This window comes from Paenibacillus paeoniae (assembly GCF_003388735.1).
In the GTDB taxonomy this organism is placed as follows: domain Bacteria; phylum Bacillota; class Bacilli; order Paenibacillales; family Paenibacillaceae; genus Pristimantibacillus; species Pristimantibacillus paeoniae.
In genome coordinates this window covers 2,553,830-2,574,155 of record NZ_QUBQ01000001.1, presented here as the reverse complement: position 1 = coordinate 2,574,155, position 20,326 = coordinate 2,553,830, and the positions used below count along the sequence as shown (strand labels likewise).

The following is a 20,326-nucleotide window of genomic DNA, read 5'->3' as shown; positions in this document are numbered from 1 at the left end:
ACAATAAACCATTCTCAGGAGGAAATAACATGTCTCTTATTGGAACAGAAGTACTACCGTTTAAAGCATCTGCATACCACAATGGTCAATTCATCGATGTATCCGAAGCTGATCTCAAAGGCAAATGGAGCGTAGTATGCTTCTACCCTGCTGACTTTACATTTGTATGTCCAACTGAGCTGGGCGACCTTCAAGATCAATACGAGGCTCTGAAAGCTCTTGGCGTTGAAGTATATTCCGTATCCACGGATACTCACTTCACTCATAAAGCATGGCATGACAGCTCCGAGACAATCGGCAAAATCACATACGTTATGATCGGTGACCCATCCCACACGATCTCCCGCAACTTCGACGTTCTGATCGAAGCTGACGGTCTTGCTGACCGCGGTACGTTCATCATCGATCCAGACGGCGTTATCCAAACTGTGGAGATCAACGCTGGCGGTATCGGCCGTGACGCAAGCACGCTGGTAAGCAAAATCAAAGCGGCTCAATACGTACGCAACAATCCAGGTGAAGTATGCCCTGCAAAATGGCAAGAAGGCGGCTCCACATTGAAGCCAAGCCTTGACCTGGTAGGCAAAATCTAAGGAGCTGTTCTTATGGTATTAGACGGAGATATTAAGGCACAATTAAACCAATACCTTCAGCTTATGGAAGGCGATGTGCTGATTAAGGTCAGCGCGGCATCCGATCCCGTGTCCAAGGACATGCTGGAACTTATGGATGAGATCGTCGGCATGACATCCAGAATTACGGTTGAGAGGGCTGAGCTGTCAAGAACGCCAAGCTTTAGCGTGAACCGTGTCGGTGAAGATACAGGTGTAGTCTTTGCCGGTATCCCGCTAGGACATGAGTTTACTTCCTTTGTGCTGGCTTTGCTGCAAGTAAGCGGCAGAGCCCCGAAGGTCGACCAAAGTGTCATTGATCAAATCAAAGACATCAAGGGCGAATATAAGTTTGAATCGTTCATTAGCCTTAGCTGTCATAACTGTCCTGACGTTGTTCAAGCGCTTAACTTGATGAGCGTCCTCAATCCGGGTATCTCGCATACGATGATTGACGGCGCAGTATTCAAGGAAGAAGCGGAGAGCAGAGATGTCATGGCTGTACCTTCCGTATTTCTGAACGGTGAGTTTTTCGGCAGCGGACGTATGTCTATCGAGGAGATTTTGGCTAAAATCGTCGAGGCTCCCGACGCTTCCGAATTCGACAACAAAGAACCTTTCGACGTGCTTGTCGTCGGCGGCGGCCCTGCCGGCGCAAGCGCGGCGATCTATGCGGCTCGCAAAGGCATCCGTACAGGTATCGTAGCTGAACGCTTCGGTGGTCAAGTGATGGATACTGTCGGCATTGAAAACTTCATTAGCGTGAAGTACACCGAAGGTCCGAAGCTGGCGGCAAGCCTTGAAGAGCATGTGAAAGAATACAATGTAGACGTCATGAAGCTACAGCGTGCCAAACGTCTGGAGAAGCGCGACTACATTGAGCTTGAGCTGGAGAACGGCGCTGTTCTGAAGAGCAAAACCGTCATCCTGTCCACAGGTGCCCGCTGGCGTAATGTCGGCGTGCCGGGTGAGGAAGAGTTCAAGAACAAGGGCGTGGCGTATTGCCCGCATTGCGACGGCCCGCTCTTTGCTGGCAAGCATGTCGCAGTGATCGGCGGCGGCAACTCCGGTATTGAAGCTGCAATTGATCTTGCTGGTATCGTCAGTCATGTGACGGTTCTGGAATTCAATGAGGAGCTGAAAGCGGACGCTGTGCTGCAGGATCGTCTGTACAGCCTGCCTAACGTAACTGTTCTGAAGAACGTTCAAACGAAGGAATTTACCGGAACCGACAGGTTGAACGGTGTGACTTACATTGAGCGTGAGACAGGCGCGGAGAAGCATGTTGAACTGCAAGGCGTATTCGTACAGATCGGCCTTGTGCCGAATACGGATTGGCTGGGCGACGTTCTTGAGCGTACGCGCATGGGTGAGATCGTCGTGAACAATCACGGCGCGACAAGCCTGCCGGGTGTATTCGCTGCAGGCGATTGCACGAACAGTCCTTATAAGCAAATCATTATCTCCATGGGATCAGGTGCCAATGCGGCTTTGGGCGCATTCGATTATTTGATTCGGAATTAACGGTTTTCATAGAGCCGCCCAACTGCCTCATTGGTAGTTGGACGGCTTTTTTCATAGAATCGCTTACCCCGTATTAGTGAAACAGTATTTTTATACTATGAAAAGTCATGATAATATAAAGGCTAAACCTGCTAATCAGTACTTTCACATCGGCGAGGGCAACACATGCCCTAACGGTCACCGTAGTCCGTTAGAAGCGAAAATGTAGCAAAATGAGACTAGAACGGTCACAGATGTCCCTTACAGGCTGAAAAGACGAGATTGCGGGGGAAAACGACTTCTAATGGCCGCTGATGTCCATTAAAACCGATAGTATGTAAAAATCATCCTCTAGAGGTCAGCCGTGACCGTTAGAGGCTAGCCCTTTCCGTAGTTGGAAGACATCATATCTTTCGTTGTTATAAAAGACGGTTTCTGCATCGGTCTGTAGCGGTTTGTATTATGATCTCTTTTGATCTTCCAACTTAGAGGGGGAGGCCACACAATGAATCGAACTCAGTTGAACTCCATTTGCATGGAGATAGGAATTGAATTACATATTAGCGATGATTGTATAAAAGAAGTGAAAGGATACTATGAAAATTACAATCAAATAGAGGCTGACGATGCAGTTTGGTACTTTTCTGAAATGAATTTCGAAAAGAGACCCTCTCTGGAGAAGGAAGGAATAGAGAAGTTCCTATCGGAAGAGGAAGCAATCAAATTCTTCTTCATCAAAACATTGAAAAAGTTCTTTTTTAATAGAATTCATGCTCCGTCTGATCCCATAAATAGCGTACGATCGTTTAAGGAGCTAGCAATAGTTCTCCAACAATTGGATATCGGAGATGAACGTTATAGCTTTAATCAATTCAAGCCTCAAGAAATATATGCCGAAATGCAGGCTGATAAAATCATCGTAAGTTATATAGATAAGTCTATGCAAAAAAGATTTTCTACCATGCCGTTAGAAGCGGAAAGAGGATTTATTGTCATGTATAGATTAACCTTTGCGCTTCACTTGCTGAAAATGGTTGAGTCAACGTATTTGGAGAGAGGTATGTTAAGAGAGGAATTTGATGATGATGAAATCGAATTATTCATAAGATAAATATATAAACATTCATACTGGTACAGATTAGTTTTGGCTATTCATGGATAAACCATGTTTGGCTATTTTTTTGTTTTCAATTGTGCATCAAATATATTAGTAGTAAGAAGGACCTTAAGATGTAAAAAGGTGTTTTGATAGACAGGAAACATGTGCTAAGTTTATGATAATCCTAAATACAGAGGTTTTGATTCATGAAATTAAATGAGCTTCAGAACAAACTCTTAGAGCTGAGCATACCGGAAAATGCTTATTCATTGAGTGGCGGGCTGCCTAACGAGACTATATGTATCGATGAAAGTAATGGCAAGTGGGTAACGTATTATAGCGAGCGAGGCAATAAAACAGGATACAAAGTATTTGATAACGAAGAGGAAGCGTGCAATTACTTTCTGGGATGGATAAAGCGTAACTTTGCATAAATTAAATTTCTAGATGCGGAGCGATATGGCCTTGAATGAGGATATTCATCGAAGCATGTATATATGGATATTAAAAGCAAGCTATATCCCTGGCTCGCCATTTTTGTTTTTTGTTAACGAATAACCTTGCTTTAGACATACAGTTTTATGGACATGTAGATGCCACATTAACTGATTTTTCGGAATTGCTGCAGGCTTATTCTGAGGAGAAGATTTCAATAAAGGATAAAAAAGTATTTTTTAGTGAGTGGGAAAAGGAGTTAGGGATCATAGTGAGCGTCGGAGGTGCTTTCAATGCCTGAAAATATTAGTAAAGGAAGAAAGTTTCTATACGCTAAATCTTATTTCATTGGAGTGCTGGTAAGCACAGATTCTACTATATCTGACTGGTTTGAAAATGATGAGAGGGTTCAATTAGAGGGGTTTATAAAGGAGAGCAGCTTTGCTGATCTTTTATGTGAATTGGTTCATATTTTCAAAGCAGGGTTGCCAAACTACTACGAGCTATCTTCACTATTTAGTATGAACTATGAGATCGTACAAGGATATTTAATTTCTCGATATGGATTAGAAAATGCCCGGAAAGAGAAAGAAGAGTTTGAAAGACGCTTTGGCAAAGGTAAAGCGGGTATGGATCATGGTGACAAGATTATTTGTAGAGTGGAAAGCGTTGAACGTAATGATCAAGATATAGATAAAATAGAAATGGATATTGATATGGAGTGCTTAAAAATTAATGACCTTTATGTATATGTCAACGAAATACCGGACCTGGACGAACTTAAGACTAACATAGAGGACAGATTTAATGACGTTGAAATTAACATTGTTATAAACAAAAAACTAATCGTCAAGGACGAAACATATAGGATTATTGTTTTAAAAGATGAAAATAGGGTGGCGGAGTAAAGATGGTAGAAGAAGGGGGGAGTCCAATGCAAAAGTTAATGAATGTTGGAGATGGGTTTGAATCGAGCGAACATGGAACTATTATAGTTGGCATTAACACTACTCCCGAATTTTTTAACAGAATGGGTGACAAAACGTGCAAAACAAGCCGATTTATGCAAAAAATATAATTGTTCTAGTTAGATATATGAAATCTTACAGATGGTATGTTGCAGATAAGGAGATATGGTTTTTGGATTTGCAGAAACTAAACAGGGCTTTTCTTGAGCGAGGATTTGACATTCCTGATCCAGATGAATTCTCTGACAGATTTCATATTGCAATTGTCAATGAAGACACGGCGGAAGATTTCCTCCAACAGATAAGTGACTGTGAGGTGGGGACAGAAGAGTTAAGAAGCAGGGTAGAGCAAAGAACGTATGATCATATTTTGGATATGATGCCTGCCCTATACGTGAACTTCGATGATAAGGAATTGACATCCTGCTATCCTGAGCCCGCATCGTATGAGGATTATGTGCCGGACGGATGGCTTGGGAAGTATGAGCCATTTATTGAGGTCATTCCTGAAGATTATTGTTACTGGATGATCCACGGTATAAATCATTTTTCATAGGGATAGAAGAATCGGATCAACACATAAGGAGGAGTTATGAGATGATCCGCGATTTGCAAGGCAATGCTAATATGTCGCCAATTGTAGGCATGTTATACGCAGCTGTGACAGAAAACAACGAGCGGCTGAAAGCTATAACGGACGGCATGTCGCAGGATGAAGTGGATTACAGGGGGCTGAATAACGGCTTTAACAGCACTGCCCAGCTCATCCGGCATCTTCTTTACGTAGATTTGAACTGGGTGTACAGGATCAAGGGGAAGCCGTTGCCGCCGCCATTTATTGAGCAGTACGGACCAATGATTGACGAGAACAACAGACTTCCGATGGTTTCTGGCGTTCCGCTGCAGACGTTGATAGCTCAATACGCTCATGTTATGCAATTGCTGCAAGAGATTTGTTCGCCTATGAAGGATTGGGAACTGGATAACGTGGTTACCTTCGGTCATGAAAATGAAAAGCGCGCCACCATTCGTTGGGGGCTGTGGCATATGGCCGACCATAGTCGTTATCATCAGGCACATATAAATATGCTTCGAAAGTGGTATAAGGAGTATTCGATTTCAAAGTAACAGCAAACGGCATGCGGTTGTCTGTTTTATTAATTTTCAGCATGAACCTCATTTGACAATGAATGTATAGGAGCTTAAATCAAAGCTTATGGCAAGTCTGGCTCCGTAAAAATTCAGTGTGGCAGCAGTTGACATTGCAGCATGATTTCACTATACTAACTCTTAATCTGATATACGATATACGTTGAAAGAGCTCAGTAGCAGCTTCTTCCCTGTTCTAGAAAGCCGGGGGTTGATGGAACCCGGCACACAGGAAGCTGACGAATTACACTCTGGAGTATCTCGGGTAATGCCGAGCGGAATGGCGAACGATAACTCGCCAAGAGTGGCATGAATGGCCTGCGTGATCGCATTGTCCATTGGTGCAATTTGGGTGGTAACACGGTTATTCAATCGTCCCTATGTCTACAATAGACAAGGGGCGATTTTTTGTTTTTCAACGAGGATTTATGATTCTTAATAGGAAATTTATCATATTGAAGGAGTGTATTGCAGTGAATATTATTGACGAGCTTGTATGGCGCGATGCCATTAATCAGCAAACGGATGCCGAGGGGCTTCGCGAACTAACGAATGAGAAAGCCGTATCCCTCTACTGCGGCGTAGATCCGACAGGGGACAGCATGCATATTGGTCATTTGATCCCGTTCATGGTGCTCAAAAGGTTCCAACTGGCAGGCCACCGTCCGGTCATTCTAATCGGCGGCGCAACAGGTACGATTGGTGATCCGAGCGGACGCCAGTCGGAGCGCTCCCTGCAAACGCTGGAGCAAGTTCAAGAGAACGTGGAAGCACTCTCTGCACAATTGAAAAAACTGTTCATTACGGACGGCGACAACGAGATCCGCATGGTGAACAACTACGACTGGACGCACAAAATCAATATCATTGAATTCCTGCGCGACTACGGCAAAAACTTCAGCATCAACTCCATGCTGGCCAAAGATGTCGTATCAAGCAGACTGGACAGCGGTATTTCCTTTACCGAATTCTCTTACCAGATTTTGCAGTCGATCGATTACCTGCATCTGTACCAGCATGAAGACGTTCAGCTTCAAATCGGCGGTTCCGATCAATGGGGCAACATTACGAGCGGCCTTGATCTGATTCGCAGAAAAGAAGGCTCGGAAGCCAAAGCATTCGGACTTACGATTCCATTGATGCTTAAGTCAGATGGAACGAAATTCGGCAAAACGGCGGGCGGAGCGATCTGGCTGGACCCGAACAAGACGACGCCGTTCGAATTCTACCAGTTCTGGACCAATACGGACGACCGCGACGTCGTCAAATATTTGAAATACTTTACGTTCCTGTCGAAAGAAGAGATCGATGCGCTGGCAGCCAAGGTGGAATCGGAGCCGCACAAGCGTGAAGCGCAAAAGACGCTGGCTGAGGAAATGACGAGATTTGTTCATGGAGAGGAATTGCTGGAGCAGGCAAAACGCATTACAGCCGCATTGTTCAGCGGCGACATCAAGTCACTTACCGCTGATGAAATCGAGCAAGGCTTCAAGGATATGCCGACGTACGAGGCGACGCCGGATGCCAAAAATATTGTAGAGTGGCTGGTCGATTTGGGAATAGAGCCTTCCAGACGTCAAGCTCGCGAGGATATTACGAAGGGCGCCATCTCCATGAACGGGGAGAAAGTTGGCGATTTGGAGCTGGAAGTAACGGCAAGCCAAGCGATCGGTGGTCGATTCATCATTATCCGCAAAGGCAAAAAGAACTACAGTCTGGTCAAATTATCTCAATAGACAGCAAACGAAAAACTGTCCTTCCATTGAAGGGCAGTTTTTTTGTGCAATCAATCAGCCGCTCGTGTTGTCTAGTTCCAACTGGTTTTAAGGAATACGATATTGCTTGTTTATTTTTTGTTTATTAGCAATTGATATGCTTTTGTCGATTAACAACCTTTTTTGTCGATAGGGCGGACGTTTTACTTACTTCTGAGGGAGGCACTGGATCAGGCAACTTTTTGGCATAAGCATCGCAGCATTGAATTATGATCATAAAGGAGAGAAAAAGCGTGCGTCTAGCAACGAGGAAAGCAATGGCCGCCATACTGGCCTGTGCTCTAGTCTTTAATTTGTTAACTTTAATCAATCCCCGAATGGAGAGGGCTGGAGCAGAACCTGCATCGCTCTGGGTAAAGCAAAGCTCGCAAAGTCTTACATCGATTGCTTATGGCAATGGTATTTATGTAGGGCTAGTGCCAGCCGCTAATGGTGATAATACCAAAATCATGAAGTCGAAAGATTTGGTGAATTGGGAAGAACAGATAATCGAAAACCACACAAAGCCATTTGGTACGGTTAAATTTCTGAATGGACAATTTGTCATTGCCACCATCTATTCTACTGGAGGAATGACGGGCGCAACTTTCCTGTATTCGTCGGATGGAGAAAATTGGACTGGAGTAACGCTTGATGAGGTTGCACAATTTAATCTTTCATCAATTGCATATGGAGGAGGCAAGTATGTCGCTTCCACGTCTAATCGAACGGTTTCCTCGGCGGATGGTATCTCGTGGTCTTCTGAGGTGAGACAGCCATCGCTCACTATTAAGGATGTACAATATATTAACGGACATTTTGTTACAGTGGGATTCACTGTAGAAATTGGCATGTTAGGAAAACAAACGATAAGAACCTCAGCTAATGGAATGACATGGAGCAATTCAACGATAGGAAATCGACTACCGACCGTGGCTGCTGCTTTGGAATCCATTGCCAGTAATGGTGATACGATCATAACAGGTGGCCTTTACGAGGCACATCGGTTTTCTGCAAGTAATCTGAATCAGCCAGACTTACAGGCGCAGAAAATCAATGGTTTTGACTATAATTACTTTATTAAAAAAATGTTATATACCCAAATGGATGGCGGATTATTTATTGTAGTTGGATTAAACGGAAATATTCGCACATCAACGGATACGTTTAATTGGACGGACGAGTCTATTGCGGGGGTTGATACTGCTTTTTTGGATGCTATTGAAGTCGGCAACTCTGTTGTTGCGGTAGGGTCTATCGGTGTGTACAAGCGATACGGGCAAGCTATTGATTCTGAGCTGACGCCATCCACAGGCAGCTTTGATAAAAATATATCTAATCAAGCCGTTGTAACGACGACGATAAAGCTGAACTGGAATACGCTAAGCGCGATTAAGAATGGCGGACAAGCGTTAGTGCCAGGTACGGATTATACGATCTCGGCTGCGGGTGATGTAGTTTCGATTAACAAAGAGTATCTGGCCACGCAACCAGTGGGCACAACTACGCTAACGTTCGAGTTCAGCGGCGGAGCTAATCAAACGTTGACAATTGAAGTAAGTGATACGACGCCGCAAAACAGCGTGATCAGTCCGACAACAGCTAACTTTGACAAGAAGGAATCGGCTCAGTCGGATGTGACGGCAATGTTGACGCTGAATGGCAATTCATTGTTCAACATCTATGAGGATAGTTACAAGTTGAGAGTAGAAAGAGACTATACGATCTCGGAAACAGGCGATGAGGTTGTTCTCAAGAAATCATACTTGGCAACTCTGCCAGTCGGAACGGCGTCACTGACATTCAAGTTCACAGGCGGAGCCGACCAGACGATGGCGGTTACAGTAAGCGACACGACGCCGCAGAACAGCGGGCTGAACCCGACCCAAGCGAGCTTCGATAAGAAAACATCGGCGCAGTCGGATGTTACAACGACATTGACGTTAAATGGCAATACGCTTACTGCCATCACGAATGGCAGCCAGGAGCTGGAGCTGGATACGGATTATACGGTCTCGGGCAACGCCGTAACGATTAAAAAAGAATATCTGGCGGAGCAGCCAATAGGCACAGCAATTCTGATGTTCCAATTCAGCGCAGGAGCAGATGTGGCGATGGCGATCAATATTAGCGATACAACGCCGCAGAACAGTGCAGTCAGCCCAACAACAGTCAGCTTTAATAAGAAGGAATCGGCGCAATCTGATGTAACGGCAACGTTGACGCTGAATGGCAATTCATTGTTCAACATCTATGAAAATAGTTATAAATTGAGAGTAGAAAGAGACTATACGATCTCGGAAACAGGCGACGAGGTTGTCCTCAAGAAAGCGTATTTGGCAACATTGCCAGTCGGAACGGCGACACTGACATTCAAGTTCACGGGTGGAGCCGATCAGACGATGGCGGTTACAGTTAGCGACACAACACCATTGAACAGCGGACTCAACCCGACTCAAGCGACCTTTGATAAGAAAACTTCGGTACAGTCTGATATTACAACGACATTGACGTTGAATGGCAATACGTTTAGAGCGATCACGAATGGTAGCCAAGAGTTGGAGCTCGGTACAGATTATACAGTCTCGGGCAACAGCGTAACCATTAAGAAACAATACCTGGCTCAGCAATCGGTAGGCACAGCAATTCTGATGTTCGAGTTCAACGCAGGAGCTGATGTCGCTATGTCGATCATCATTAGCGACACAACGCCGAACAATAGTGCAGTAAGTCCGACTACTGCGAGCTTCGATAAGAAAGCATCGGCGCAATCGGATGTAACGGCTACGTTAACGCTGAATGGCAATGAGTTGTTCAACATCTATGAAAACAACTACAAGCTGCAGTTGAATACGGACTATACCATTTCGGAATCAGGCGATGAGGTTGTTCTCAAGAAAGAGTACCTGGCAACTCTGCCAGTTGGGACCGCGATACTAACTTTCAAATTCACTGGTGGAGCCGACCAAACTATGGCGGTTACAGTAAGCGACACAACGCCGAATAATAGTACAATCAGTCCGTCTACAGGGAGCTTCGATAAAGAGACATCGGCACAATCTGATGTCACCACGACGCTGACACTGAACGACAACACGCTGAATGATATTGTATATAGCGGTCAAACATTGGAACTGGACAGCGACTACACAGTATCGGGCAGTACGGTTACCATTAAGAAAGAATATCTGGCAACCCTGCCAGTTGGCACAGCAATTTTGACGTTCCAGTTCAGCGCAGGAGCCGATCAAGCGTTAACGATTACGGTTAGCGACTCCACGCCGAACAACAGCACAATCAGCCCGTCCACAGCGAGCTTCGATAAGAAGGCTTCCGCACAAGCGGATGTGAGCACAACGCTTACACTGAACGGCAACGAGCTGATCGGCATTACGCATGGCGGCCAAGAGCTGGAACTGGATACAGACTACATCGTAACGGGTAACACCGTAACGATTAAGAAGGCATATTTGGCTGCCCAACCGATCGGCATCGCTACGCTGGTCTTCCAATTCAGCGCCGGTTCCGACCATGCGCTGACCATTACAATTAGCGACTCGACGCCAAGCAACAGCGAGATCAGCCCATCCACGGCCAGGTTTGATAAGAAGTCGTCTGCTCAAGCGGATGTAGCAATCACGCTCACGCTGAATGGCAACACGCTGAGCGGCATTTCGCAAGGCGGTCAAGCGCTGACGCTAGACATGGATTACACGATGGCAGGCAACATCGTTACGATCAAGAAAGCGTATCTGGCGAAGCAGTCAGTTGGCTCTAAGGCGCTCACGTTCCAATTCAGCGCAGGCTCCGACCAGACACTGACGGTTACAATTGTGAATACGACGCCGTCCACCCCGCCGAGCGGCGGCGGCAACGAGCCAGAACAGCCTGAGCCGAATAAAGCGGCTGATATCTATGTCAATGGACAAGTGGTCAGCGCTGGAACGGTTAAGGAAAGCAAACGCAACGATCAAAACGTCACCACGATTATTGTAGATGAGGCGAAGCTGAGCGAGAGACTTTCCGGGGAAGGACACTCTCCGGTCATTACCATCCTAATGAGCTCCAAATCCGATATCGCTGTTGGTCAATTGACCGGCAAAATGGTGAAGGACATGGAGAATAAGGATGCGACGCTTGAGCTTAAGACCGACAAAGCCAGCTACTTCCTGCCAGCCAGCCAAATCGATATCGACGGCATTCAACGACAGTTGGGAGGCTCCGTATCCTTGCAGGATGTTGTCATTCATATCGAGATGGCAGAACCTGTACAAGCGATGACGAATGTCGTCCATAGCGCAGCACAGCAAGGCGAGTTCACCATTGTGGCAGCGCCGGTCGACTTTACAGTAAATGCAAGCTATCAGAATCGTGTCGTCGAAGTGACTCAGTTCAGCGCTTACGTACAACGCCAGATTGCGCTTCCTGAAGGAGTCGAGCGCAGCGGCATTACGACAGGTATTGTCGTTGAGCCGGACGGCAGCGTCCGCCATGTGCCTACTAAAGTGATAGCAGTGGATGGACGATACTACGCTCAAATTAATAGTTTGACGAATAGCACGTATGCGGTAGTCTGGCATCCAGTGGAGTTCGCCGATGTAGCAAGTCACTGGGCGAAGAAGGCCATTAACGATATGGGCTCCCGCATGATCGTAGATGGAAAAGGGAACGACAACTTCAAGCCGAATGAAGAGATGACTCGCGCCGAATTCGCGACTATTCTGGTCCGCGGTCTTGGTTTGAAGCTGGTGGAGAACAATGCGCCTTTCGCGGATGTGAAAGCTAGCGATTGGTATAACCGTGCTATTGCTACCGCATATGAGTACCAATTAATTAGCGGCTTTGAAGACGGTACGTTCAGGCCGAATGACAAGGTTACACGCCAGCAAGCTATGATCATGATTGCCAAGGCGATGAAGCTTACGCAATTAAACGAGAAGCTGCCGGTTCAAGCGGCAGAAGATGTGCTTCAGGCATTCGGACTTGCGAATATGTCCGGTTGGGCCAAGCAAAGCATTGCGGACTGCATCCAGGCGGGTATTATAGTTGGCAAGAATGGTTCGGAGCTTGCTCTGCAAGCCAGCATTACTCGTGCCGAGGTTGCGGTTATGATTCAGCGATTGTTGGAGAATTCCGAGCTCATTTAATGACAATATCGTTTAGAGTTAGATCAGCTCGATCACATCATGTGGTCGGGCTGATTTTGTCAACAGGCGACTTGCCGAGAGGAGATACACCTGCATCTATGAAAAACTTCTTTACTCCTAATCCTAGATCAATATAATTACGATAGTGGCAGTGAAAGCAATTTCACAACTGAGCTGCCCCAAACCTGCACTGGTCTTAAGCCGTACCTGGTGAAGCCTGACATCGAAAGGGGCAACAGCGGTGTTGAGAAGAATATTGATTATTTGCTTAATTGGCATTTTATCCCTTTCATTTATTCCACTATCGATATATATGGATAACGGAAATCGGGCGGACGATCCGCAAATTAGCCATGGCATCATGGATTTATCCGGCTGGTCTGAGGAGCAAAACGGCAGAATCAGATTGGATGGCGATTGGGAGTTTTATTGGAATCGGCTGCTTGAGCCGGCGGACTTCGAGGTTTCCTCCACCGGCCCGATGTTGGCCCCTATTTATATGAAGGTACCGTCTACATGGAACGGTACAGACTATCATGGCAGCCCGCTGCCTGCTTACGGCTCTGCTACTTATCGAGCTGTACTGAAAAACGTGCCTGAGGCCGGTATCTATGCGATCAAGAAGACCAATATCCGCTTCTCCAGCGTCATCTATGTGAACGGTCATCGCCTGTTGGAGGACGGTATTACTGCAAGTAGTCCACTGGATTATAAGCCGGGCAACGTGCCGAAGTTTGGCCTATTTGCATCCGAGCAAGGAGAAATTGAAATTATCATTCAGGTCTCCAACCATGATTATATAAATGGAGGCATACCGCTTTCGCTCTACTTCGGCGAACAGACGGCGATGGTAGCGCATGAAGAGAAGACGCTTATGCGAGAGTTCAGCATCCTTGCCATTTTGGGCACGCTTGCGCTCATTTATCTGATTTGCTTTTTTGCAGCCTCTATCTTTTTTCACAGACGGGATTATTCCCTGCTAGCTTTTGCGTTTATCTGCATGTTGTTCGCCATCTACCACGGCCTGATCGGCGAGAGGTCGCTTCTGCATTTTTTACCGGACATGCCGTTTCAAGTGTTGTACAAATGGAAAGATATTAGCTCTATCGCTTGTTTTATCATACTGGCCATCATCTTCTATCAGTTACATAGGAGCATCGCTACCTTGAAGCTTACGCAAGCGATTACAGCGGTATTGAGCTGTTTTATCTTCTTAATTGTCATATTGCCGATCCATACCTATACGACCATTCAGATATATGTCGTTATTATTTATGAATTTATGCTGATCTGGATGCTGATCAAAGTGGCAGGAATGTATATCCGAAGCGAAACGAGAGACCAATTCAGGTCCTTGTTGTGGTATGTCGCGATCTTAACGATAAATCTCTATTCGCTGGATATTATTTTGCAAGCGATATCCTGGAAGGAAAGCCTATGGCTTGGCCAGTTCTATATTGTATTTTTCAATCTCATTATGATCGGTCTCATTGTGCTCCGTTTCTTCGAGGCCTATCACACGATTAACGAGATGAAAAATCAATTGGAGCAGCTGGATAAAATTAAGGATGACTTCCTGTCCGATACATCACATGAGCTGAAGACGCCGCTCAATGCAATCGTGAGCATTACCGATACCTTGCTGAAGGGCGCAGAGGGGCCAATGAACGAAGGGCAGGCCCGCAATCTCGCCATTGTCATGGGCAGCGGACGAAGATTAACGTTGCTTGTTAATGAATTATTGGATTACTCCAAGCTGAAGCATGGAGATATTGCGTTGTACCGCAGCTCTATCGATCTGAGCGCAGCCGTCGATTCCGTTATTCGGATTCATTCCTTCCTGTTGGGAGGCAAAGAGATTGCGCTGGAGAATAAAGTGGATATCGCTATGCCGCCCGTCTATGCCGATGGCAATCGGCTTCAGCAAATCCTGCACAATCTGATCGGCAACGCCATTAAATTTACCTATCAAGGATTTGTAGAAATTAGTGCCAGAGTGAACGGGAATCAGGTGAAGGTAAGCGTGCGTGATTCCGGAATCGGAATTGCGGAGGGGATGCAGAGCCGAATCTTCCAGGCGTTCGAGCAAGCTTCATATGATGTTCCGCCCCCGGAGACCGGGACAGGACTCGGTCTTAGTATAACGAAGAAGCTGGTGGAGTTGCATGGCGGATCCATTGGCGTAGAGTCGGCCCCAGGAGAAGGGTCCATTTTCACCTTTACGCTGCCAATATCCATTAACGCCGACAGAATCGTCAGGAGCCGCATAGCCTCTGTATCCGAGCCTGAGTCAAGAATCATTCAACCGGAATATCCGCTCTACGTGACGGGAGAAATCAACGAGACCATTCTTGTCGTAGATGATGATTTTGCAAATCTCCAGTCTATGATCAATCTGCTTAAGCTGGAACGTTACTCCTTTGTAGTGGTGAATCGCGGGGAGCTGGCGCTTGCCGAGATATCCAGACGATCGGATTTCTTCCTGGTGCTGCTGGATATCTCTATGCCGGATATGACCGGTTACGAGGTGCTTCGGAAAATTAGAGAAAGATACTCAATCTTCGAGCTGCCTGTCTTGATGCTAACGGCAAAAAACCGAGTCAGCGACATGAAGGTATCCATGGAGAATGGAGCAAATGATTTTGTCGGGAAGCCATTCGAAGCTGAGGAGCTTATGGCGCGTGTAAGAAGCTTGACCCGTTTGAAGGCTTCCATGAAAAATGCAAAGGATGCGGAAATGGCCTTCCTGCGCTCCCAAATCAAACCGCATTTTTTATACAACGCTTTGAATTCCATCGCAGAGCTATGCGTGGACGAGCCGGAGCGTGCTGAGCAGCTCACATTGTATCTCTCGCAATATTTGCGAAGCAGCTTCGACTTCAAGCAATTGGATTCCTTAACAACGCTCGACAGCGAGCTGAAGCTGGTTGAGGCCTATGTCCATATTGAGCAAGCCCGATTCGGCGATCGGCTGAAGGTTCGATACGATGTAAGGGCGCACCCGATGATCCTTATTCCGCCGCTCATTCTTCAGCCTTTGGTGGAGAACGCGATCCGTCATGGACTGATGTCCAATCTGGCTGGGGGAACAGTGATAGTTACGATTACGGAAGTGAACGGTTTAGTCAACTTTCAAGTAGAGGATGACGGGTGCGGGATGAGCGAGCAGCAATTGGAGGAGACGCTGAGGACTGATGGAGGGCGCAGAGGCGTAGGATTATGGAACATCGACAGGCGTATCAAGTTGATCTATGGACAACGGATTCATATTAGCAGTAGGGAAGGGGCTGGGACGTCGATTTCGTTTCAGGTTCCGGCACAGCTGCGCAACAGATCGGAGAGATGAGACATGCTGCGAGCGATTATTGTGGATGATGAGCCGTTATCAGTAAAACGGTTAAATAGAATTTTGACGGAAAGCGGGGCAGTGGACGTCTGCCGCACATTTCTGAGCCCTCTGGAAGCTTATGATTTTGCCAAAGAGAATCCCCTTGATATCGTCTTTCTGGACATTTCGATGCCCGAGATTGACGGGATGTCCTTATCCGCTCGCTTGCGGACGCATGATCAAGATATTCAAATTGTATTTGTAACCGGCTACGATGAATACGCCGTGCAAGCCTTCGATCTCAATGCGCTCGATTATTTGATGAAGCCGGTTACGGCTGAGCGTATAGCCCGTACATTGGATCGTGTCCGAAGCAGGCCTAGCGTTCCTGGCGTTATGATCTCCGATCCGTTGTTCGCCGTTCGGTTGTTCGATGGCATGCGATTGTTCCGTCAGGACGAGGAGCGAATTTTGCTGAAGTTGAGAAGCCCCAAAACGGAGGAACTGCTTGCTTTTCTGATCTATAAGGGGAAAGTGAGCCGCGAAGAAATTATCGATACGTTATGGAGCGGGCTTGAGCCGGAGAAAGCTCATAAAAATCTCAATTCGACGTTGTATTATATCCGTAAAGCGATAAGTGAAGCCCGGCTGGAGAATCCTATCAAAACGTACCGCAAAGAAATCTGGGTCGAGGAAAAACATATGGTCTGCGATCTATACAGGTTTAAACGGTTGGTCAAGCAAGTCAGACAGGATCAAGGCGGCGCAAAAGAACTGGAATGGATCAAACAAGCGGAGGAATTGTATGCAGGGCCATTGCTGAGCGGCAAAGGATACGAGTGGGCCGATGCTTACGGAAGACAGCTTGAACGGGAGTTCATTCACCTGTTGGAGCTTGCGGGCCGTATCCATTTGGAGTCTGGTGAGCGAAGCTCCGCCTTGCATTATTTCGAAGCGATATTAAAGCTTGATCCGTTAAGAGAGGATATTAGTCTGGAGGCAGTCAGGCTGTATATCGCTATCGGAAGAATGAACGAGGCGATTCGCTATTATTATGATTTGGAGCGATTGCTTCAGCGGGAATTGGGAACGCAGCCGGACCCTCGTATTGCAGAGACGATTCGGATCGCCATTAGATGAGTATGTTTAATTAAAAAAGACTCCGAAGCCGCTTATAAAGTGGTTTCGGAGTCTCTTTGCGTAACGGCTATCTATTGACTCAAAGCTCGTTCTTTTCGCCTGCTGGCGAGAACGAATACGGCGAAAAGCAGCAGCACAGCGCCGGTGAAGAGGAAGCCTTGGCTCTCGTCGAACGGCAGCCAGCCCAGCAGAGAAGAGCCGGCGACTACGCCGAGCGAGAAGAAGGCGTAGAAGTAGCCGTACGCTTTGCCCCGCAGCTCGGCCGGCGTCGCTCGGATGAGCATCGTGTTGATCGACGGGAACAGGAAGGCGAAGCCAACTCCGTACAGACCTAATACAGCGTATAGCGCCCATGTCGTATCGGATTGACTGATAAGCAGCTGACTTACGCCCATAAGCCCAATTCCGATTGCCATCGTGAGCGACGGGGCCACCCGGTCGAAAATGCGATTCGTAGGCAATACGAATATGAGAACCGCAATGATGCCGAAGGCGCTCATCAACGTACCGCTCAGTCTGGAGTCATAGCCAAGCGATTGTACATGCAGCGGCAGCAAGTAAGCTATGACGCCTTGTGAGAACATGAGGAAGAAGGCGCCTCCGTAAGCCTTCATCACTGCAATATTGAGGAACGAGCCAACCGGGGCAGCTTCGTCCTTCTCTTTCTTCGCAATCTTGTACCTGCCGAGGAAGATCGCCGACAAAATCGCAAGAGCAAGTCCCATCATGGCTACACACGTAAAGACGAACGGCACGGTGGTTTTGCTTGCCATGATGCCGCTGAAAGCAGGGGCGATAATGGCGGCTAGTCCTACAAATGTACCTGTAAAGGCAACCTTTTTCCCTTGCTCGTTCTGTACAGTCGTGTTAGCCGAGAACGTAAAGGCGGCCGGGACGATTAAGCCGGCTACGAAGCCGTGAATGATTCGAACGACGATGAGCCAGGCAGGCTGCTCTACAAAGTGATAGAGCAGCAAGGCGCCGCTTGACAATACAAGTCCAGCCATCAAAATCTTGAATGGACCGATCTTATCGGTCATAATACCGGAGAGAATATTGCCTAGCGTATTGGACAACGAATAGAGTCCAATGACAAATCCGACGATAAAGGTGCTCGCACCGATGGAAGTGGCGAACGTGCTCATAACCGGCAGCTGCGCAAACAGATCGAAGAAGGAGAAAAAAACGATGCTGTATACGAGCAGAGCATAGTTAAACGGCTTAACGGGATACTTCGCCTCAGCCTTCTTGAGCTGCCAATCCAATATAAAGTTGCCGAAAGGAACAAATGCGACAAGCAAGGCTGCGGCTGACCATAGCAGATTCCATCTGACCCGCAAGGCGGCGTAGAGAATAGCAAGAGCATATAGGCTGAATATTCCCCCATGGATGCTGCCTACCAGGGTGACGGCTTGGTCGATTCCCCATACATATTTTAGCGGCATGGCTATGCCGAGCAAGACTAATAACGATAGACCGTCGAATAGTCCGGTAATGCGCAATAGACGAATTGGGTGTGCTTTCACTTGAGTAGACTCCTAGTTTCATGATGTGTATCTTCCATAGATGATTCTATTCTATCACTTTATCGTAGAAGGTTTGAATGGAAAGTTGAACAAATCGGTAGAATTGAAGACATGGCGGATTGGATCAACCAAATCATACCACTGCATCGTCGTTTGGGTTGTTTTACAATGAACAAATGCGACTTTTAAAATTTTTTTAAATAGAATCGAACATTTTGCCTATCTCAATTGTGTTAGTAGTAGAGGGGGGACAGCAGCATGGAGGATACCTTGCAGCGTACGGGCAAGGAGATCACCCAAATCTACAATTGTCATGCAGATACGATTTACAAGGTTTGTTTCATGATGTTAAAAAATGTTGTTGATGCGGAAGAGGCCACACAGACGGTCTTCTTAAAGCTGATGAATGCTAACCAGATGTTCCGAGACACCGAGCATGAGAAGGCTTGGCTTATTGTGACTGCCCGCAATCATTGCAAAAATATGCTTAGACATTGGTGGAGACGGCTGCGCGTCACACTGGAAGAGAGCGATCAGAAGCAGCTAACTGAAGAAATCAAGCATGATGATACGTTGGATGAGGTGCTTTCCCTACCCCAAAAATATCGATTGCCGATTTATTTTTATTACTATGAGGGATACAGCACGAAGGAAATAGCCGATATGCTCTCCATCAAAGAACCAACCATTCGCACGCGGCTACATACGGGTAGAAAACTTTTGAAGCTGTCGATAGGTGGTGAGCGATATGAATGAGAAGGAGTTAATCACCCGCATTTCGAGGCTTGGTCCTACGAAGACGCAGAAGGAACGGATGCTAAGCCGCATCCTTGAACCGGAGGCGCCCAAGAAGGCTCCCTTGAAACGCAGCTACAAAATAGCGATTCCTGCTATATGTTGCGCGATGCTTTCTCTTGCTCTCATCCTGCCTATGTTCTTGAGGCAAGAATCGGCAATCCCGTCGTTGGTAGCCTTGAGCGTCCAGCCATCACCACAAACCTTTACGCCAAGGCAAATGCCCCTTCAGGCCGCTATAGATCCGCTGAAGATGATGAGCTTCAATGGATACCGTTATACGTTCCTAAGCGATGGAGCGCCTTACGATTTGTCGGGAATGATGCCGACTCCGGGTGACAAGCTGAGTGATGACGATCAAGATTTTGCGACTACGTATTTGGCAGGCGGAACGCTATATCGACTTCAGGGATATGACCCTGGCTTCCGAATAGCTGTGGAGCATCAGGGCCGCTATTATATAGCTCAGATGTCCGGCAGAACTGACGATGTTACCATTCCGGCTGAAGAGTATGTGAATGTAGCGGATCTGGTACGGCTGACAGAGAAAATAGACATCATGAATCACAGCGGTAGCCTGCATCTGCATTCGCTCGACGGGAAGAATGAAGTCCGGAAGTGGATCGAGATGTTTAGCCGAAGCGAATCTTCGGTTAATAGAGACAGAGAAGATGATGAGCAATGGGCCAAGGCCCAGTCCGAAGGAAAATCTTATCTGGCGAAGCTGCGCTTGAAGGACGGTACAGCCATTGACATGTATGTCGTTCCGGAGCTGGGAGCTGCTTCTCTCGGGGACAATCGATATGGATTGCCGGAATCGTTCCAGGAAGCTTATGCCGATTTATTCCATAACCCATAACGAAAGGGAGTA

General features: G+C 46.9%; 14 protein-coding genes and 1 other annotated feature. Of the genes, 13 read left to right on the top strand and 1 reads right to left on the bottom strand.

Annotation, left to right across the window (positions count from 1 at the left end):
• Positions 1-29: 29 nt before the first annotated feature.
• The 11 genes from ahpC (at position 30) to DX130_RS11870 (ending at position 17,134) form a co-directional block, all read left to right on the top strand.
• Positions 30-593, top strand: coding sequence for an alkyl hydroperoxide reductase subunit C (ahpC, locus tag DX130_RS11925; protein ID WP_116045436.1), 564 nt, complete (start codon positions 30-32; stop codon positions 591-593).
• A 12-nt stretch (positions 594-605) separates the two neighbouring features.
• Positions 606-2,135 (top strand): alkyl hydroperoxide reductase subunit F, encoded by a 1,530-nt coding sequence (gene ahpF / locus DX130_RS11920; protein WP_116045435.1) that lies wholly within the window; start codon positions 606-608, stop codon positions 2,133-2,135.
• A gap of 484 nt (positions 2,136-2,619) precedes the next feature.
• Positions 2,620-3,225 (top strand): hypothetical protein, encoded by a 606-nt coding sequence (locus DX130_RS11915; protein ID WP_116045433.1) that lies wholly within the window; start codon positions 2,620-2,622, stop codon positions 3,223-3,225.
• A 194-nt stretch (positions 3,226-3,419) separates the two neighbouring features.
• Positions 3,420-3,647 carry a hypothetical protein gene (locus DX130_RS11910; protein WP_116045432.1) on the top strand — a complete coding sequence of 76 codons (228 nt, stop codon included), beginning with the start codon at positions 3,420-3,422 and terminating at the stop codon, positions 3,645-3,647.
• 294 nt (positions 3,648-3,941) lie between these two features.
• Complete coding sequence (locus DX130_RS11900; protein ID WP_116045429.1) at positions 3,942-4,556, top strand: hypothetical protein; 615 nt, start codon at positions 3,942-3,944, stop codon at positions 4,554-4,556.
• 136 nt (positions 4,557-4,692) lie between these two features.
• Positions 4,693-5,172: a hypothetical protein gene (locus DX130_RS11895; RefSeq protein WP_133297919.1), complete on the top strand. Its 480-nt coding sequence runs from the start codon at positions 4,693-4,695 to the stop codon at positions 5,170-5,172.
• 41 nt (positions 5,173-5,213) lie between these two features.
• The gene (locus DX130_RS11890; protein ID WP_116045426.1) at positions 5,214-5,744 is read left to right on the top strand and encodes a DinB family protein; all 531 of its coding nucleotides are present in this window, start codon (positions 5,214-5,216) and stop codon (positions 5,742-5,744) included.
• A gap of 175 nt (positions 5,745-5,919) precedes the next feature.
• Positions 5,920-6,148 (top strand) — a binding site (T-box leader).
• Between the two features lie 90 nt (positions 6,149-6,238).
• Positions 6,239-7,501 (top strand): tyrosine--tRNA ligase, encoded by a 1,263-nt coding sequence (tyrS, locus tag DX130_RS11885; protein ID WP_116045424.1) that lies wholly within the window; start codon positions 6,239-6,241, stop codon positions 7,499-7,501.
• A 272-nt stretch (positions 7,502-7,773) separates the two neighbouring features.
• On the top strand, positions 7,774-12,666 hold the full coding sequence (locus DX130_RS11880; RefSeq protein ID WP_165861236.1) for a X2-like carbohydrate binding domain-containing protein: 4,893 nt from the start codon (positions 7,774-7,776) through the stop codon (positions 12,664-12,666).
• A gap of 241 nt (positions 12,667-12,907) precedes the next feature.
• Positions 12,908-16,012: an ATP-binding protein gene (locus DX130_RS11875; protein ID WP_116045421.1), complete on the top strand. Its 3,105-nt coding sequence runs from the start codon at positions 12,908-12,910 to the stop codon at positions 16,010-16,012.
• A 3-nt stretch (positions 16,013-16,015) separates the two neighbouring features.
• On the top strand, positions 16,016-17,134 hold the full coding sequence (locus DX130_RS11870; RefSeq protein WP_116045419.1) for a response regulator: 1,119 nt from the start codon (positions 16,016-16,018) through the stop codon (positions 17,132-17,134).
• A gap of 71 nt (positions 17,135-17,205) precedes the next feature.
• Here DX130_RS11870 and DX130_RS11865 read toward each other — a convergent pair whose 3' ends face one another.
• Entirely contained in the window at positions 17,206-18,660 is a 1,455-nt protein-coding gene (locus DX130_RS11865) for an MFS transporter (protein ID WP_116045418.1), read from the bottom strand.
• 258 nt (positions 18,661-18,918) lie between these two features.
• Here DX130_RS11865 and DX130_RS11860 point away from each other — a divergent pair, with 258 nt between their 5' ends.
• Together DX130_RS11860 and DX130_RS11855 are read left to right on the top strand one after the other, a co-directional pair.
• Entirely contained in the window at positions 18,919-19,416 is a 498-nt protein-coding gene (locus tag DX130_RS11860; RefSeq protein ID WP_116045416.1) for an RNA polymerase sigma factor, read from the top strand.
• Positions 19,409-20,314, top strand: a complete 906-nt coding sequence (locus DX130_RS11855) for a hypothetical protein (RefSeq protein WP_116045414.1) — start codon at positions 19,409-19,411, stop codon at positions 20,312-20,314. Before DX130_RS11860 ends, DX130_RS11855 begins: the two co-directional genes overlap by 8 nt.
• Positions 20,315-20,326: the final 12 nt, after the last annotated feature.

What these genes read in the sequence shown, in the direction of transcription:
- ahpF (WP_116045435.1), top strand. Translation starts at nt 606, where the DNA reads ATGGTATTAGACGGAGATATTAAGGCACAATTAAACCAATACCTTCAG.
- DX130_RS11870 (WP_116045419.1), top strand. Translation starts at nt 16,016, where the DNA reads ATGCTGCGAGCGATTATTGTGGATGATGAGCCGTTATCAGTAAAACGG.
- DX130_RS11910 (WP_116045432.1), top strand. Translation starts at nt 3,420, where the DNA reads ATGAAATTAAATGAGCTTCAGAACAAACTCTTAGAGCTGAGCATACCG.
- DX130_RS11855 (WP_116045414.1), top strand. Translation starts at nt 19,409, where the DNA reads ATGAATGAGAAGGAGTTAATCACCCGCATTTCGAGGCTTGGTCCTACG.
- ahpC (WP_116045436.1), top strand. Translation starts at nt 30, where the DNA reads ATGTCTCTTATTGGAACAGAAGTACTACCGTTTAAAGCATCTGCATAC.
- DX130_RS11915 (WP_116045433.1), top strand. Translation starts at nt 2,620, where the DNA reads ATGAATCGAACTCAGTTGAACTCCATTTGCATGGAGATAGGAATTGAA.
- DX130_RS11900 (WP_116045429.1), top strand. Translation starts at nt 3,942, where the DNA reads ATGCCTGAAAATATTAGTAAAGGAAGAAAGTTTCTATACGCTAAATCT.
- DX130_RS11890 (WP_116045426.1), top strand. Translation starts at nt 5,214, where the DNA reads ATGATCCGCGATTTGCAAGGCAATGCTAATATGTCGCCAATTGTAGGC.
- DX130_RS11860 (WP_116045416.1), top strand. Translation starts at nt 18,919, where the DNA reads ATGGAGGATACCTTGCAGCGTACGGGCAAGGAGATCACCCAAATCTAC.